Raw genomic sequence first — 16,505 nt, forward strand, 5'->3', positions numbered from 1 at the left:
ACCACACGGATGTCAGCATGCGCTACCTGAGACGGCTTTACCCGCGACGCTTACGCAATCAAATGATACTGATGGCTATCCTGATGGTCATCGTGCCGACGCTCTCTATTGGTTATATCGTAGAAACCGAAGGCCGATCAGCGGTCTTATCTGAAAAAGAGAAAAAATTATCGGCTGTCGTGCATCTGCTCGATGAAGCGCTGGGCGACAGTTTCAACCAGCAGGAAAATCTGCCGCGCGATGAGCGTATCCGCGCGCTGAATGCGCAGTTATCACCGGTCACTGAGCGTATCACCCGCGCGTTCCCGGGAATTGGCGCGGGCTATTACAATAAGGCGCTGGACGCCATTATCACCTACGCTCCTTCGGCACTGTATCAAAACAACGTCGGGGTCACTATCGCTCCCGACCATCCTGGCCGGGAGGTCATGAGTACCAACGCCCCGGTGGTATTTTCAGGCCGGCAGGTGCGCGGCGATATCCTCAACTCAATGATTCCGATAGCGCGGCATGGCGAGGTCATTGGTTATATCTGGGCGAATGAGTTGACCGAAGATATTCGCCGACAGGCCTGGAAAATGGATGTTCGTATTATTGCCGTTCTGGCGGCGGGGCTTATCAGCAGCCTGTTACTGATCATTCTCTTCTCACGCCGCCTGAGCGCCAATATCGATATCATTACTGAAGGCTTGCCTACTCTTGCGCAGAAAACGCCGGCCCAGTTACCCGATCTCCCAGGTGAACTGGGGCAAATCAGCCGCAGCGTCAACGCTCTGGCGCAGACACTGCGGGAAACTAAGACGCTGAACGATCTGATTATTGAGAACGCCGCCGATGGGGTTATCGCAATCGACAGACAAGGTAATGTCACCACGATGAATCCTGCCGCAGAGACCATCACGGGTTATACGCTGCATGAGCTGGCCGGGCGCCCATACTCAACGCTGTTCGCCGATCCTCATTTCTCCAGCCCTGTGCTTGACACTCTGGAGAACGGCACTGAACATCTGGCTCAGGAAGTCAGCTTCCCCGCGCGTGACCGGACAATTGAACTCAGCGTCACCACCAGTCGTATTCATAACGCTGACGGTGAGTTGATTGGCGCGCTGGTGATGTTTTCCGATTTAACCGCCCGTAAAGAGGCGCAGCGCCGTCTGGCGCAAACGGAGAGACTCGCCACGCTGGGTGAACTGATGGCAGGCGTGGCGCATGAAGTGCGCAACCCGCTCACCGCCATCCGGGGTTATGTGCAGATTATTCGCCAGCAAATCAATCTGCCTGTCCATCAGGAGTACCTGTCCGTCGTACTGAAAGAAATTGATTCTATTAATAAAGTCATCCAGCAACTATTGGACTTCTCCCGACCGCGACAAAGTCAGTGGCAGCAGGTATCCATTAATACGCTGATCGAGGAGGCGTTGATCCTGGTGCAGACTTCCGGGGTGCAGGCGCGAATCAACTTCAACACGGAATTCAACGCCGCATTGCCCACGATCGTCGCCGATCGCGAACTGCTCAAACAGGTGCTCCTGAACATGCTTATCAACGCGGTGCAGGCGATAGGCGCGCGCGGCGAAATTCGTATCCGAACCTGGCGCTACACGACCACGCATCTGGCGATCGCCATTGAAGATAATGGCTGCGGTATTGACGTCGCTTTGCAGAAAAAAATCTTTGATCCGTTCTTCACCACCAAAGCGTCAGGAACCGGCCTCGGGCTGGCGTTAAGTCAGCGCATCATCAATGCGCATCAGGGCGACATATACGTTACCAGTATGCCCGGATGCGGCGCGACCTTTACCCTTATTTTACCGATTAACCCGCAGGAAACCTCGTCAGAATGAAAACTCGCTACCGTATTCTCATCGTTGATGACGAAGATAATGTTCGCCGTATGCTCGCCACCGCGTTTTCGCTGCAAGGGCATGAAACCCAGTGCGCCAGTAACGGTCAGACAGCGCTGCAACATTTTGCCGACGCGCCGCCCGACGTGGTGCTGATGGACATCCGCATGCCGGAGATGAACGGCATTGAAGCGCTGAAAGTGATGCGCGCACAGCATCCACGGGTTCCCATTATTCTGATGACAGCCTACGCTGAAGTGGAAACCGCCGTAGAAGCACTGCGCAGCGGCGCATTTGATTATGTGATTAAACCGTTCGACCTCGATGAACTGAACTTATTGATTCAGCGGGCCTTGCAGCTCCAGGCCATGAAGCAGGAGATCCGCAGCCTGCATCAGGCGCTGAGTACCAGCTGGCAATGGGGACATATTCTGACCAACAGTCCGGGGATGATGGATATCTGCAAAGATACCGCGAAAATCGCGCTTTCCCAGGCCAACGTGCTCATTAGCGGCGAAAGCGGCACTGGAAAAGAGTTGATCGCCCGCGCCATTCACTATAACTCACGCCGGGCAAACGGCCCCTTCATCAAGATTAACTGTGCGGCGCTGCCGGAATCACTGCTGGAAAGCGAACTGTTCGGCCACGAAAAAGGGGCGTTTACCGGCGCACAAACGCGACGTCAGGGGCTGTTTGAGCGCGCTCATCAGGGAACGCTGCTGCTGGACGAAATAGGCGAAATGCCACTGGTGTTACAGGCTAAGCTGCTGCGAATCCTCCAGGAGAGGGAGTTTGAACGCATTGGCGGGCATCAAACCATTCAGGTTGATATCCGCATTGTCGCCGCCACCAACCGGAATTTGCAGGAAATGGTGAAAGAAGGCACCTTCCGTGAAGATCTGTTTTATCGGCTGAATGTGATTCATCTGACGCTTCCTCCTTTGCGTGAGCGGCGGGAAGATATCCCCCTGTTGGCCAACCACTTTTTGCAGAAATTCAGCTCAGAAAACCAGCGGGATATTATTGAAATCGACCCTTCCGCTATGTCACTTCTCACCGCCTGGCCGTGGCCTGGTAATATCCGCGAATTATCCAATGTGATTGAGCGCGCGGTAGTGATGAACACCGGGGCGGTGATTTTTGCCGAAGACCTCCCTACCCAGTTCCGCCAGTCGGTGAGTCACGCCAGCGGAATAAAGCCAGCCCAACCCGGTGAACGGAACCTGAAAGAAGAGATTAAACGCGAAGAACGCCGAATCATTATGGAGGTTCTGGAGCAGCAGGAGGGAAACCGCACGCGCACCGCGTTAATGCTGGGCATCAGCCGACGCGCGTTGATGTACAAATTGCAGGAGTACGGCATCGATCCGGCAGGCCTCTGACACCAGAAGTTGCTATGCAGAATTTTGCGCACTGTGCAAAATTCTGCATAGCGCCTCACACCCTCTCATCTCCCTTCCGTGAAAATTAATTTTTATATTCATCAGGTTAACCCTTCTCTTTTCGGTTTATTAATCCTGGCATCCCGCTTGCTATTCCCTTTGCGTACCCAAAATGGAGTATGCAAAAGGGAAACATAATGAAAACAAAACTGATTACCTTACAGAACGCCTCAGGCTTCTTTCGTGACGGCATGACCATCATGGTTGGCGGTTTTATGGGGGTAGGCACCCCGCCCCGCCTTGTTGAAGCCTTACTTGAATCCGGTGTCAGGGACCTGACGTTGATCGCCAACGATACCGCATTTGTCGATACCGGCATCGGCCCGCTCATCGTGAATGGCCGGGTGCGCAAGGTCATCGCCTCCCATATCGGCACCAACCCGGAAACGGGTCGGCGGATGATTGCCAAAGAGATGGAGGTTCAACTGGTTCCGCAAGGCACCCTGATTGAACAAATCCGCTGCGGCGGCGCCGGGCTGGGCGGTTTTCTGACCCCGACTGGCGTCGGCACCGTGGTTGAAGAGGGAAAGCAAACGCTTCAGCTCGATGGCAAAACCTGGCTGCTGGAGCGTCCACTGCGTGCAGATCTGGCGCTTATTCGCGCCCACTGCGCCGACCCGCTCGGCAACCTGACCTACCAGCTCAGTGCCCGTAATTTTAACCCCCTCATTGCTCTCGCCGCAGACATCACCCTGGTTGAGCCTGACGAACTGGTTGAAACAGGCGATCTACTGCCTGACCAGATTGTCACCCCTGGCGCCGTTATCGACCACATCGTTATTCCACAGGAGAGCAAATAATGGATGCTAAACAACGTATTGCGCGCCGCGTGGCGCAAGAGCTGCATGATGGCGACGTGGTTAACCTGGGAATTGGTTTGCCGACGATGGTCGCAAACTACCTGCCGGATGACATTCACATCACCCTGCAATCTGAGAACGGCTTTCTGGGACTGGGGCCGGTCACGACGGCCCACCCGGATCTGGTGAACGCTGGCGGTCAACCCTGCGGCATTTTGCCCGGCGCGGCGATGTTCGACAGCGCCATGTCGTTCGCATTGATTCGCGGGGGCCATGTTGACGCCTGCGTACTCGGCGGGCTACAGGTGGATGAGCAGGCAAACCTCGCCAACTGGGTGGTTCCCGGCAAAATGGTCCCCGGCATGGGAGGCGCAATGGATCTGGTCACCGGCGCGCGTAAAGTGATCATTGCAATGGAACATTGCGCGAAAGACGGCTCGGCGAAAATTCTGCGCCAGTGCACCATGCCGCTCACCGCCCAGCACGCGGTGCATATGCTGGTTACCGAACTGGCTGTATTCCGCTTTATCGACGGCAAGATGTGGCTGACAGAAATCGCCGAAGGGTGTGATTTGGAAACCCTGCGGGCAAAAACTGAAGCGCACTTTGAGGTTGCGGCCGATCTGGTCATTCAGAGAGGTGACGCATGATTGGGCGTATTTCACGCTTTATGACGCGGGTCGTCAGCCGCTGGCTTCCTGATCCGCTGATCTTCGCAATGCTGTTAACCCTGCTGACGTTCGGGATCGCTCTCTGGCTGACGCCGCAAACGCCGGTCAGTATGGTGAGGTTCTGGGGCGACGGCTTCTGGAACCTGCTGGCTTTCGGTATGCAAATGGCGCTGATTATCGTGACGGGCCACGCCCTGGCCAGTTCCGGTCCGGTTAAAAGCCTGCTGCGTACCGCCGCTTCAGCCGCTAAGACGCCCGCCCAGGGCGTCATGCTGGTGACCTTCTTTGGCTCGGTCGCCTGCGTGATCAACTGGGGCTTTGGTCTGGTGGTCGGCGCAATGTTTGCCCGTGAAGTGGCCCGTCGCGTGCCGGGTTCCGATTATCCGCTGCTTATCGCCTGCGCCTATATCGGTTTTCTCACCTGGGGCGGCGGCTTCTCTGGTTCTATGCCCCTGCTGGCCGCAACGCCAGGCAACCCGGTAGAACACGTCGCGGGGTTGATTCCGGTTAGCGATACCCTGTTCACCGGGTTCAATATTTTCATCACGCTCGGCCTCATCGTGGTAATGCCGTTTATTACCCGAATGATGACGCCAAAACCCTCCGACGTGGTCAGCATCGATCCGAAGCTGCTGCTGGAAGAAGCCGATTTTCAGAAGAAATTGCCGGCTGACGCGCCACCGTCGGAAAAACTGGAAGAGAGCCGCATTCTCGCACTGATCATTGGCGCATTAGGGATTGCTTATCTGGGGCTCTACTTCGCCGAGAAGGGATTCAACATCACCATCAATACCGTCAATCTGATGTTTATGATCGCCGGTCTGCTGCTGCACAAAACGCCAATGGCCTACATGCGCGCCATCAGCGCCGCAGCGCGCAGTACCGCCGGTATTCTGGTGCAGTTCCCCTTCTACGCCGGGATCCAACTGATGATGGAACACTCCGGCCTCGGTGGCCTTATCACTGAATTCTTCATCAACGTCGCCAACAAAGACACCTTCCCGGTGATGACCTTTTTCAGCTCTGCGCTGATTAACTTTGCCGTGCCATCAGGCGGCGGCCACTGGGTTATCCAGGGACCATTCGTCATGCCTGCGGCTCAGGCGCTGGGGGCGGACCTCGGCAAGTCAGTCATGGCAATCGCCTACGGTGAGCAGTGGATGAATATGGCGCAGCCATTCTGGGCGCTGCCCGCCCTGGCAATCGCCGGACTCGGGGTACGCGACATTATGGGCTACTGCATCACCGCCCTGCTCTTCTCCGGGATCATTTTTGTCATCGGTTTGACCTTTTTCTGACGGCAACCACGCACTTTTAAGGAACAGAAGATGAAAAACTGTGTCATCGTCAGCGCGGCGCGTACCGCAATCGGCAGTTTTAACGGCGCACTGGCAACTACCAGCGCCATCGACCTTGGCGCCACCGTGATTAAAGCGGCGCTTGAACGCGCGCAGCTCGACCCGCAACGGGTGGATGAAGTGATTATGGGCAATGTGCTACAGGCTGGTCTTGGGCAAAACCCGGCGCGTCAGGCACTGCTCAAAAGCGGCCTCGCAGAGACGGTCTGCGGCTTTACCGTTAACAAAGTATGCGGCTCCGGCCTCAAAAGCGTGGCGCTTGCCGCGCAGGCGATTCAGGCCGGACAGGCACAGGCGATTGTCGCAGGCGGTATGGAAAATATGAGCCAGGCACCGTATCTGCTGGATGCCAAAGCCCGCTGGGGCTATCGTCTTGGCGACGGACAGCTCTCCGATGTGATCCTGCGCGACGGTCTGATCTGCGCCACTCACGGCTACCATATGGGGATCACGGCAGAAAACGTCGCCCGGGAATACGGCATCAGCCGGGAGATGCAGGATGAGCTGGCGCTACTCTCACAGCGCAAAGCCGTTGCCGCTATTGATTCCGGCGCATTCCAGGCCGAAATTGTGCCGGTTAGCGTCACATCCCGTAAGAAAACCGTGGTGTTTGAGCGCGACGAGTTTCCGAAAGCCGATTCAACGGCGGAAGGTCTTGCTGCATTACGCCCGGCCTTCGACAAGGCGGGTACGGTAACGGCAGGAAACGCCTCTGGGATCAATGACGGCGCGGCAGCGCTGGTAGTGATGGAAGAATCCGCAGCGCTGGCGGCGGGCCTGACCCCACTGGCTCGTATCAAAGCCTATGCCAGCGGCGGCGTCGCCCCGGCGTTAATGGGGATGGGGCCGGTTCCTGCCACGCAGAAGGCGCTGCAACTGAGCGGTTTAACGCTTTCGGATATCGATCTGATCGAAGCCAACGAGGCGTTTGCCGCACAGTTCCTTGCCGTAGGTAAGACGCTCGGTTTTGATCCGCAGAAGGTGAACGTCAACGGTGGGGCTATCGCCCTGGGACACCCCATCGGCGCCAGCGGCGCGCGTATTCTGGTGACGCTGCTGCACGCCCTCTCTGCGCACGATAAAACGCTCGGGCTGGCCACGCTCTGCATCGGCGGCGGTCAGGGTATTGCGATGATAGTGGAAAGGATGAATTAAGGACTTACGCCTTTGCCGGGTGGCGGCCTGATAAGGTGTTTACGCCGCCATCCGGCAAAAAAAAGGAGGCGCAATGGCCTCCTTTCACACACGATTCACAACGCCGAATTACTCGTCAGCGTCATCCGCTGCGTCGTCATCGGTTTCCGCTTCCGGGGCGATATCCTCGTCCCCTTCCGCTACGCTGCCGTCGATGGAGTCAAGTTCCTCATCATCCACCGGCTCAGCAACACGTTGCAGACCCACCACGTTTTCATCTTCCGCCGTGCGGATGAGGATTACGCCCTGGGTGTTACGGCCAACGACGCTGATTTCCGATACGCGGGTACGAACCAGCGTACCGGCATCGGTGATCATCATGATCTGGTCGGCATCATCCACCTGTACCGCGCCAACAACGGAACCGTTACGCTCGGTGACTTTAATGGAGATAACGCCCTGCGTGCCACGAGACTTGGTTGGGTATTCGCCTTCCGCCGTACGTTTACCGTAACCATTCTGCGTCACGGTCAGGATAGCGCCTTCACCACGCGGAATAATCAGGGAAACGACGCTGTCTTCGCCCGCCAGCTTGATGCCACGTACGCCGGTCGCGGTACGACCCATCGCACGAACGGCATCTTCTTTAAAGCGCACCACTTTACCGGCAGCGGAGAACAGCATGACTTCGTCGGAACCGGAGGTCAGATCCACGCCGATCAGCTCGTCGCCTTCGTTCAGGTTCACCGCGATGATACCGGCGGAACGCGGACGGCTGAACTCGGTCAGCGCCGTTTTCTTCACCGTACCGCTGGCGGTTGCCATAAAGACGTTAACGCCCTCTTCGTACTCGCGTACAGGCAGAATGGCGGTGATACGTTCGTCGGCTTCCAGCGGCAGCAGGTTGACAATCGGACGGCCACGCGCGCCACGGCTCGCTTCCGGCAGCTGATAGACCTTCATCCAGTACAGACGGCCACGGCTGGAGAAGCAGAGGATCGTGTCGTGGGTGTTAGCCACCAGCAGACGGTCGATAAAGTCTTCTTCTTTTATACGCGCGGCAGATTTACCTTTCCCGCCACGACGTTGCGCTTCGTAATCGGTCAGCGGCTGATATTTGACGTAACCCTGGTGAGACAGCGTTACAACCACATCTTCCTGGCTGATCAGATCTTCGATATTAATATCGGCGCTGTTAGCGGTAATTTCAGTGCGACGCTCATCGCCAAACTGATCGCGGATCAGTTCCATCTCTTCGCGAATCACTTCCATCAGACGATCGGCGCTGCCCAGAATGTGCAGCAGTTCTGCGATCTGTTCCAGCAGCTCTTTGTACTCGTCGAGCAGTTTTTCATGCTCCAGGCCGGTCAGTTTCTGCAAGCGCAGATCCAGAATCGCCTGTGCCTGTTGTTCAGTCAGGTAATACTGACCATCACGCACGCCAAACTCCGGCTCCAGCCACTCAGGACGGGCAGCATCATCACCGGCGCGTTCCAGCATAGACGCCACGTTGCCCAGATCCCATGAACGGGAGATTAACGCCGCTTTTGCCTCTGCCGGCGTTGGCGCACGGCGGATCATCTCGATGATCGGATCGATGTTCGCCAGCGCAATCGCCAGCGCTTCAAGGATATGCGCGCGATCGCGGGCTTTACGCAGTTCGAAAATAGTACGGCGCGTCACCACTTCGCGGCGGTGACGCACGAACGCGGAAATGATCTCTTTCAGGTTCATGATCTTCGGCTGGCCGTGGTGCAGCGCAACCATGTTGATACCGAAAGAAACCTGCAACTGGGTCTGGGAATAAAGGTTGTTAAGCACCACTTCCCCGACGGCATCGCGTTTCACTTCAATCACGATGCGCATTCCGTCTTTATCAGACTCGTCGCGCAGCGCGCTGATGCCTTCAACGCGTTTGTCTTTCACCAGTTCAGCGATTTTCTCGATCAGGCGCGCTTTGTTCACCTGGTACGGAATTTCATGAACGATGATGGTTTCGCGGCCAGTTTTCGCGTCAGCTTCCACTTCCGCGCGAGCGCGAATGTACACTTTCCCGCGACCGGTACGATAGGCTTCTTCAATACCGCGACGACCGTTGATGATCGCGGCGGTCGGGAAGTCCGGGCCAGGAATGTATTCCATCAGCCCTTCAATGCTGATGTCTTCATCATCGATATACGCCAGGCAACCGTTGATCACTTCCTTCAGGTTGTGCGGCGGGATGTTGGTGGCCATACCTACCGCGATACCGGACGAGCCGTTTACCAGCAGGTTAGGAATTTTGGTCGGCATGACGTCAGGAATTTTTTCCGTGCCGTCATAGTTGTCAACGAAATCCACCGTCTCTTTTTCGAGATCGGCCATCAGTTCATGGGCAATCTTCGCCAGACGGATTTCCGTATAACGCATTGCCGCGGCAGAGTCGCCGTCGATAGAACCAAAGTTGCCCTGACCATCCACCAGCATGTAACGCAGCGAGAAAGGCTGCGCCATACGGACGATAGTGTCGTACACCGCGGAATCACCATGAGGATGGTATTTACCGATTACGTCACCAACAACACGGGCAGATTTTTTATAGGCTTTATTCCAGTCATTGCCCAATACGTTCATGGCGTATAGTACGCGACGGTGTACCGGCTTCAGGCCATCTCGGACATCCGGCAGCGCACGGCCAACAATGACCGACATCGCATAATCCAGATAAGAGCTCTTCAGCTCTTCCTCAATGTTGACCGGTGTAATTTCTCTCGCAAGGTCGCTCATCTAACCGCTATCCCTCTACTGTATCCCGGATTCAAAGGTCGCAAATTATAACACAATCGCAATGAGACAGGTAAATGGAATGGTCTTCTACGGAGGCTTTATTCATCCCGTCGTGCTGATATACTCAGGCGACTTGCCAAATAAGGAGTAAAAGCGCCAATGAATGCCGAAAAACCCCCGGTGACGCATAACGTTGATCACGAAGAAATCGCCAAATTTGAAGCTGTCGCGTCACGCTGGTGGGATCTTGAGGGTGAATTTAAGCCTCTGCACCGCATTAACCCGCTACGCCTGGGCTACATTGCCGAGCGTTCCGGCGGTCTGTTCGGCAAAAAGGTGCTCGACGTTGGCTGCGGCGGCGGCATTCTGGCTGAGAGCATGGCGCGTGAAGGTGCGACGGTAACGGGGCTGGATATGGGCTTTGAGCCTTTGCAGGTCGCGAAACTGCACGCGCTGGAAAGCGGTATTCAGGTTGATTACGTGCAGGAGACGGTTGAAGAGCACGCGGCGAAACATGCGCACCAGTACGACGTCGTGACCTGTATGGAGATGCTGGAGCACGTACCGGACCCGCAATCGGTCGTCAGGGCCTGTGCGCAATTAGTTAAACCGGGCGGTGAAGTCTTTTTCTCGACTCTTAATCGCAACGGCAAGTCGTGGCTGATGGCGGTGGTAGGAGCGGAGTATATTTTACGCATGGTGCCGAAAGGCACGCACGATGTGAAAAAATTTATTAAACCTGCGGAGTTGCTGAACTGGGTCGATCAGACCGTGTTGAAAGAGCGTCACATGACCGGGCTGCACTACAACCCGATTACCAACACCTTCAAGCTCGGGCCGGGCGTTGATGTTAACTATATGGTTCACACTACCGCACAAGTTGACTAACTGCGTCTGTAGGCCGGATAAGGCGTTTATGCCGCCATCCGGCAATTTGCCCGGGGCGCTGCGCTTGCCGGGCCTACAAACCATCACAGGCCGGGTAAGGCGTTTATGCCGCTATCCGGCAATTTGCCCGGGGCGCTGCGCTTGCCGGGCCTACAAACCATCACAGGCCGGGTAAGATGTTTACGCCGCCATCCGGCAATTTTTGCCCGGGGCGCTGCGCTTGCCGGGCCTACAAACCATCGTAGGCCGGATAAGGCGTTTACGCCGCCATCCGGCAATTTTGCCCGGGGCGCTACGCTTGCCGGGCCTACGCATCGCCTACCAATCCTGAGTAGGATCGTCAGGGCAATTTTTGCGCCAGATCATAGGAACTTTTCCTGCCTTAGATGAAGAAATCAGCACTCGATCAAATTTTCATTTTTTTTTATGAATTATTGACATGCCCTCCAGGCCTTATAAGACGCGCACTTAGCGATTATCACCCTTTTGCAACCTCAATTTAACCTCAAAATCAACTCTTGTACTGAAAAGAATCCCTACTAGAATACTCACCATATAGCGTTTCATTTATCAGTTACCCCCTATATATAGTATTTATCCACAGACTTAGTCACAACGTGGCATTGTGGATAAACGGGGGATATTTTTTCTTTCACGGACAGGTAAAACCCACATGAATCAGAGTCTGCTGGTGACAAAGCGTGATGGTCGTACTGAACGCATCAATCTCGACAAAATCCATCGAGTTCTGGATTGGGCGGCAGAAGGACTGAATAACGTATCCATCTCCCAGGTTGAACTGCGTTCTCATATCCAGTTCTACGACGGTATCAAGACGTCCGATATCCATGAGACCATCATTAAGGCCGCTGCCGACCTGATCTCCCGCGATGCGCCGGATTATCAGTACCTGGCCGCGCGCCTGGCGATTTTCCACCTGCGTAAAAAGGCTTACGGCGAGTTCGAACCGCCAGCGCTTTACGATCATGTGGTGAAAATGGTTGAGCTGGGTAAATACGACAATCATCTGCTGGAAGACTACACGGAAGAAGAGTTCAAGCAGATGGATTCGTTCATCGTACACGACCGTGATATGACCTTCTCCTACGCTGCCGTTAAGCAGCTGGAAGGTAAATACCTGGTACAGAACCGTGTAACCGGCGAGATTTATGAAAGCGCGCAGTTCCTTTATATTCTGGTTGCCGCTTGCCTGTTCTCTAACTATCCGCGTGAAACCCGTCTCGACTACGTGAAACGTTTCTACGATGCGGTTTCTACATTCAAAATTTCTCTGCCGACGCCAATCATGTCCGGCGTGCGCACCCCGACTCGTCAGTTCAGCTCCTGCGTGCTGATCGAGTGCGGCGACAGCCTGGACTCCATTAACGCCACCTCCAGCGCGATCGTGAAATATGTTTCTCAGCGTGCCGGTATCGGCATCAACGCCGGTCGTATTCGCGCGCTGGGCAGCCCGATTCGCGGCGGCGAAGCATTCCACACCGGCTGTATTCCGTTCTACAAACACTTCCAGACGGCGGTGAAATCCTGCTCTCAGGGCGGCGTGCGCGGCGGTGCGGCGACGCTGTTCTACCCGATGTGGCATCTGGAAGTGGAAAGCCTGCTGGTACTGAAGAACAACCGAGGCGTGGAAGGCAACCGCGTGCGTCACATGGACTACGGCGTACAGATCAACAAGCTGATGTACACCCGCCTGCTGAAAGGTGAAGACATCACCCTGTTCAGCCCGTCCGACGTTCCGGGTCTGTACGACGCTTTCTTCGCCGATCAGGACGAGTTCGAGCGTCTGTACACCAAATACGAAAAAGACGACAGCATTCGTAAGCAGCGCGTGAAAGCCGTGGATCTGTTCTCGCTGATGATGCAGGAACGCGCATCAACTGGCCGTATCTACATTCAGAACGTGGATCACTGCAACACCCACAGCCCGTTTGATGCGCAGGTTGCGCCGGTGCGCCAGTCCAACCTGTGCCTGGAAATCGCCCTGCCGACCAAGCCGCTGATGGACGTTAACGACGAAAACGGTGAAATCGCGCTGTGTACGCTTTCCGCCTTCAACCTGGGCGCAATTAACAGCCTGGATGAGCTGGAAGAGCTGGCGGTGCTGGCGGTACGCGCGCTGGATGCGCTGCTGGATTACCAGGATTACCCTATTCCGGCGGCTAAACGCGGCGCAATGGGTCGCCGTACGCTGGGTATCGGCGTGATTAACTACGCTTACTATCTGGCGAAACACGGCGTGCGTTACTCTGACGGCAGCGCGAACAACCTGACGCACAAAACGTTTGAAGCCATTCAGTTCTATCTGCTGAAGGCCTCTAACGAGCTGGCGAAAGAGCAAGGCGCATGCCCGTGGTTTAATGAAACCACTTACGCTCAGGGCATTCTGCCGATCGACACCTACAAAAAAGATCTGGATGCGATCGCCAACGAACCGCTGCACTACAACTGGGAAGCGCTTCGTGAGTCCATCAAAACGCACGGTCTGCGTAACTCCACGCTTTCCGCCCTGATGCCGTCTGAGACCTCTTCGCAGATCTCCAACGCCACTAACGGTATTGAACCGCCGCGCGGCCATGTCAGCATCAAAGCGTCGAAAGATGGCGTACTGCGCCAAGTGGTGCCGGATTACGAAGGGCTGAAAGACCGCTATGAGCTGCTGTGGGAAATGCCGAGCAACGACGGCTACCTGCAACTGGTCGGTATCATGCAGAAATTCATCGACCAGGCGATTTCAGCCAACACCAACTACGATCCGACGCGCTTCCCGTCGGGTAAAGTACCGATGCAGCAATTGCTGAAAGATCTGCTCACCGCCTATAAATTTGGCGTGAAAACCCTGTACTATCACAACACCCGTGACGGTGCGGAAGATGCGCAGGACGATCTGGTGCCGTCTATTCAGGACGATGGCTGCGAAAGCGGCGCATGTAAGATCTAAGTTATTTTTGCCGGGTAGCGCTACGCTTACCCGGCCTACGGTTTTGTAGGCCCGGCAAACGAAGTGCCGCCGGGCGATACAATCTCAACAGGACTCACTTCAATGGCATACACCACTTTTTCACAGACGAAAAACGACCAACTCAAAGAGCCGATGTTCTTTGGCCAGCCGGTCAACGTGGCACGCTACGACCAGCAAAAATATGACATCTTCGAAAAACTGATCGAAAAACAGCTCTCCTTCTTCTGGCGCCCGGAAGAAGTTGACGTTTCACGCGATCGTATCGATTTCCAGTCATTGCCGGAACACGAAAAACATATTTTCATCAGCAACCTGAAGTACCAGACGCTGCTGGACTCCATTCAGGGGCGTAGCCCGAACGTGGCATTACTGCCGCTGATTTCCATCCCGGAGCTGGAAACCTGGGTAGAAACCTGGGCGTTTTCTGAGACGATCCACTCGCGCTCGTATACCCATATCATCCGCAACATCGTTAACGATCCGGCGGTGGTATTTGACGACATCGTCACCAACGAACAAATTCAGAAGCGCGCGGAAGGCATTTCTCACTACTACGATGAGCTGATTGAAATGACCAGCTACTGGCATCTGCTGGGGGAAGGTACGCACAGCGTGAACGGCAAAACCGTCACCGTGAACCTGCGTGCGCTGAAAAAACAGCTCTACCTGTGCCTGATGAGCGTTAACGCGCTGGAAGCGATTCGTTTCTACGTCAGCTTCGCCTGCTCCTTCGCTTTCGCGGAACGTAAGCTGATGGAAGGTAACGCCAAAATCATCCGTCTGATTGCCCGCGACGAAGCGCTGCACCTGACCGGCACGCAGCATATGCTGAACCTGCTGCGTAGCGGCATAGACGATCCAGAAATGGCGGAAATCGCCGAAGAGAGCAAGCAGGCGTGCTATGACCTGTTTGTACAGGCCGCGCAGCAAGAAAAAGAGTGGGCGGATTACCTGTTCCGCGACGGTTCTATGATCGGCCTGAACAAAGATATTCTGTGCCAGTACGTCGAGTACATCACCAATATCCGTATGCAGGCGGTCGGCCTGGAGCTGCCGTTCCAGACGCGCTCCAACCCGATCCCGTGGATCAACACCTGGCTGGTTTCCGATAACGTCCAGGTGGCGCCGCAGGAAGTGGAAGTCAGTTCTTACCTGGTCGGCCAGATTGACTCGGAAGTTGATACCGACGATCTGAGTAACTTCCAGCTCTGATGGGACGCGTGACGCTACGTCTTTCCGGCACCGAAGTGCTGTGTCGGGAAGAACACCCTTCTCTGCTGGTGGCGCTTGAGGCGCATCAGGTTGAAGTGGAGTATCAGTGTCGTGCGGGCTATTGCGGCTCCTGCCGCTGCCGTCTGGTCGCAGGCCAGGTTGACTGGCTGACCGAACCGCTGGCTTTTATCAGCGAAGGGGAAATTTTGCCCTGCTGTTGCAGGGCAAAAGGCGATATTGAGATAGAGATGTAGCCTTGTCGGATGGCGCTACGCTTACCCGACCTACAAAACCGCAGTTCACAGGCCGGGTAAGGCGAAGCCGCCACCCGGCTTTTTAGTGCTTATCCTTCAAAAACACCACCGCTTTATCCGGGAAATCGGTGAACAATCCATCCACACCCGCCTTGTTGTACAGGATGTCATAAAGCTGATTAACATCCGTGGCGTAGTCAGGAAGCTGATCGGCGCGTACGGTGTAAGGGTGTACCACCATCTTGTTCTGCTGCGCCTCTTTCACCATGCCGGTCAGCGTGATATGCCCGACCTTCGATTTTTCATCAATCAGCATATGGTAGTCCGGGCCGATCCCGTCAGCATAGCTGGCGATTTCTTTCATCGCGCCAGGCTTGAACATCCAGTCGTAGTTATAGTTAACCCAACTGCCGTCCGGCTGTTTTTGCTGAGTTTCATTCCAGTCGGTATACGCAATCAACTGCACCAGATTGAGATCCATCCCCCTCTTCGGTTCCAGCTCATTCTTAATGCGCTTCAGCTCCGCGGCATCGAAACACTGCAAATAAACGTTATCTTTTTTACCGGTATAACCATACTTTTTCAGCACATCCAGCGTCTTAGCCGCAATATCCTTCCCTTCCTGATGATGGAACCACGGCGCTTTGATTTCTGGATAAATACCGATATTTTTTCCGGTCGAATGATTCAGCCCCTGAACAAACTCAATCTCTTCCTCAAAGGTATGCACGCGGAAATCTGATTTTCCCATCGGGAAACGGCCAGGGTAAGTCTGTACTTTCTTGCCGTTCTCAATATCAAAACCTTCGGTGAACTTCAGGGATTTAATTTCATCCAGTGTGAAATCAATGGCGTAGTAACGCCCGTCCTTGCGGGCGCGATTCGGAAAACGTTCGGCAACGTCGGTAACCCGATCAAGGTAGTGGTCATGCAGGACGACCAGATGGTCGTCCTTCGTCATCACTAAATCCTGCTCCAGATAATCGGCGCCCTGCGCATACGCCATCGCTTTCGCTGGCAGTGTGTGCTCCGGCAGATAGCCGCTGGCGCCACGGTGCGCAATCACGATTTTATCCGCAGCGATTGCCGCGCTGCTCACGACCATACCCGCCAGCATCAATGCCACGCTGAGATTTTTCAGTGTCGTCTTCATTCA

The 16,505-nt window shown here is 55.2% G+C and carries 12 protein-coding genes; 10 read left to right on the forward strand and 2 right to left on the reverse strand.

What is annotated here, in order from left to right; genetic code table 11:
- Positions 1-17: 17 nt before the first annotated feature.
- The 6 genes from atoS to OGX81_RS10535 all read left to right on the forward strand — a co-directional run bounded on the left by atoS (position 18) and on the right by OGX81_RS10535 (position 7,270).
- Positions 18-1,844, forward strand: a complete 1,827-nt coding sequence (atoS, locus tag OGX81_RS10510; RefSeq protein ID WP_104868420.1) for a two-component system sensor histidine kinase AtoS — start codon at positions 18-20, stop codon at positions 1,842-1,844.
- Positions 1,841-3,226: an acetoacetate metabolism transcriptional regulator AtoC gene (gene atoC / locus OGX81_RS10515; RefSeq protein WP_012131530.1), complete on the forward strand. Its 1,386-nt coding sequence runs from the start codon at positions 1,841-1,843 to the stop codon at positions 3,224-3,226. The genes atoS and atoC overlap by 4 nt, the downstream gene beginning before the upstream one ends.
- A gap of 197 nt (positions 3,227-3,423) precedes the next feature.
- Positions 3,424-4,086 (forward strand): acetate CoA-transferase subunit alpha, encoded by a 663-nt coding sequence (gene atoD / locus OGX81_RS10520; protein WP_104868419.1) that lies wholly within the window; start codon positions 3,424-3,426, stop codon positions 4,084-4,086.
- A complete protein-coding gene (locus OGX81_RS10525; RefSeq protein WP_012131528.1) occupies positions 4,086-4,736 on the forward strand; it encodes a 3-oxoacid CoA-transferase subunit B in 651 nt (216 codons plus the stop codon). The genes atoD and OGX81_RS10525 overlap by 1 nt, the downstream gene beginning before the upstream one ends.
- A complete protein-coding gene (locus OGX81_RS10530; protein WP_012131527.1) occupies positions 4,733-6,055 on the forward strand; it encodes a TIGR00366 family protein in 1,323 nt (440 codons plus the stop codon). The genes OGX81_RS10525 and OGX81_RS10530 overlap by 4 nt, the downstream gene beginning before the upstream one ends.
- Before the next feature lie 30 nt (positions 6,056-6,085).
- Positions 6,086-7,270, forward strand: a complete 1,185-nt coding sequence (locus OGX81_RS10535) for an acetyl-CoA C-acetyltransferase (protein ID WP_012131525.1) — start codon at positions 6,086-6,088, stop codon at positions 7,268-7,270.
- Positions 7,271-7,378: 108 nt separating this feature from the next.
- Here OGX81_RS10535 and gyrA read toward each other — a convergent pair whose 3' ends face one another.
- On the reverse strand, positions 7,379-10,015 hold the full coding sequence (gene gyrA, locus OGX81_RS10540) for a DNA topoisomerase (ATP-hydrolyzing) subunit A (protein ID WP_012131524.1): 2,637 nt from the start codon (positions 10,013-10,015) through the stop codon (positions 7,379-7,381).
- 159 nt (positions 10,016-10,174) lie between these two features.
- Here gyrA and ubiG point away from each other — a divergent pair, with 159 nt between their 5' ends.
- The 4 genes from ubiG to yfaE all read left to right on the forward strand — a co-directional run bounded on the left by ubiG (position 10,175) and on the right by yfaE (position 15,349).
- Positions 10,175-10,903, forward strand: a complete 729-nt coding sequence (ubiG, locus tag OGX81_RS10545; RefSeq protein WP_012131523.1) for a bifunctional 2-polyprenyl-6-hydroxyphenol methylase/3-demethylubiquinol 3-O-methyltransferase UbiG — start codon at positions 10,175-10,177, stop codon at positions 10,901-10,903.
- 673 nt (positions 10,904-11,576) lie between these two features.
- A complete protein-coding gene (nrdA, locus tag OGX81_RS10550) occupies positions 11,577-13,862 on the forward strand; it encodes a class 1a ribonucleoside-diphosphate reductase subunit alpha (RefSeq protein ID WP_104868417.1) in 2,286 nt (761 codons plus the stop codon).
- 102 nt (positions 13,863-13,964) lie between these two features.
- Positions 13,965-15,095, forward strand: a complete 1,131-nt coding sequence (nrdB, locus tag OGX81_RS10555) for a class Ia ribonucleoside-diphosphate reductase subunit beta (RefSeq protein WP_104868416.1) — start codon at positions 13,965-13,967, stop codon at positions 15,093-15,095.
- Entirely contained in the window at positions 15,095-15,349 is a 255-nt protein-coding gene (yfaE, locus tag OGX81_RS10560) for a class I ribonucleotide reductase maintenance protein YfaE (protein ID WP_012131520.1), read from the forward strand. The genes nrdB and yfaE overlap by 1 nt, the downstream gene beginning before the upstream one ends.
- 82 nt (positions 15,350-15,431) lie before the next feature.
- On the opposite strand, the gene glpQ is transcribed toward yfaE, so the two are convergent.
- Positions 15,432-16,502: a glycerophosphodiester phosphodiesterase gene (glpQ, locus tag OGX81_RS10565; RefSeq protein ID WP_012131519.1), complete on the reverse strand. Its 1,071-nt coding sequence runs from the start codon at positions 16,500-16,502 to the stop codon at positions 15,432-15,434.
- Positions 16,503-16,505: the final 3 nt, after the last annotated feature.

The organism is Citrobacter sp. CK206 (assembly GCF_030333125.1).
Lineage (GTDB): Bacteria > Pseudomonadota > Gammaproteobacteria > Enterobacterales > Enterobacteriaceae > Citrobacter_B > Citrobacter_B koseri.

Bases quoted from the DNA above. Each gene is read 5' to 3' on its own strand.
- atoS (WP_104868420.1), top strand. From the start codon at position 18: ATGCGCTACCTGAGACGGCTTTACCCGCGACGCTTACGCAATCAAATG.
- atoC (WP_012131530.1), top strand. From the start codon at position 1,841: ATGAAAACTCGCTACCGTATTCTCATCGTTGATGACGAAGATAATGTT.
- atoD (WP_104868419.1), top strand. From the start codon at position 3,424: ATGAAAACAAAACTGATTACCTTACAGAACGCCTCAGGCTTCTTTCGT.
- OGX81_RS10525 (WP_012131528.1), top strand. From the start codon at position 4,086: ATGGATGCTAAACAACGTATTGCGCGCCGCGTGGCGCAAGAGCTGCAT.
- OGX81_RS10530 (WP_012131527.1), top strand. From the start codon at position 4,733: ATGATTGGGCGTATTTCACGCTTTATGACGCGGGTCGTCAGCCGCTGG.
- OGX81_RS10535 (WP_012131525.1), top strand. From the start codon at position 6,086: ATGAAAAACTGTGTCATCGTCAGCGCGGCGCGTACCGCAATCGGCAGT.
- gyrA (WP_012131524.1), bottom strand. From the start codon at position 10,015: ATGAGCGACCTTGCGAGAGAAATTACACCGGTCAACATTGAGGAAGAG.
- ubiG (WP_012131523.1), top strand. From the start codon at position 10,175: ATGAATGCCGAAAAACCCCCGGTGACGCATAACGTTGATCACGAAGAA.
- nrdA (WP_104868417.1), top strand. From the start codon at position 11,577: ATGAATCAGAGTCTGCTGGTGACAAAGCGTGATGGTCGTACTGAACGC.
- nrdB (WP_104868416.1), top strand. From the start codon at position 13,965: ATGGCATACACCACTTTTTCACAGACGAAAAACGACCAACTCAAAGAG.
- yfaE (WP_012131520.1), top strand. From the start codon at position 15,095: ATGGGACGCGTGACGCTACGTCTTTCCGGCACCGAAGTGCTGTGTCGG.
- glpQ (WP_012131519.1), bottom strand. From the start codon at position 16,502: ATGAAGACGACACTGAAAAATCTCAGCGTGGCATTGATGCTGGCGGGT.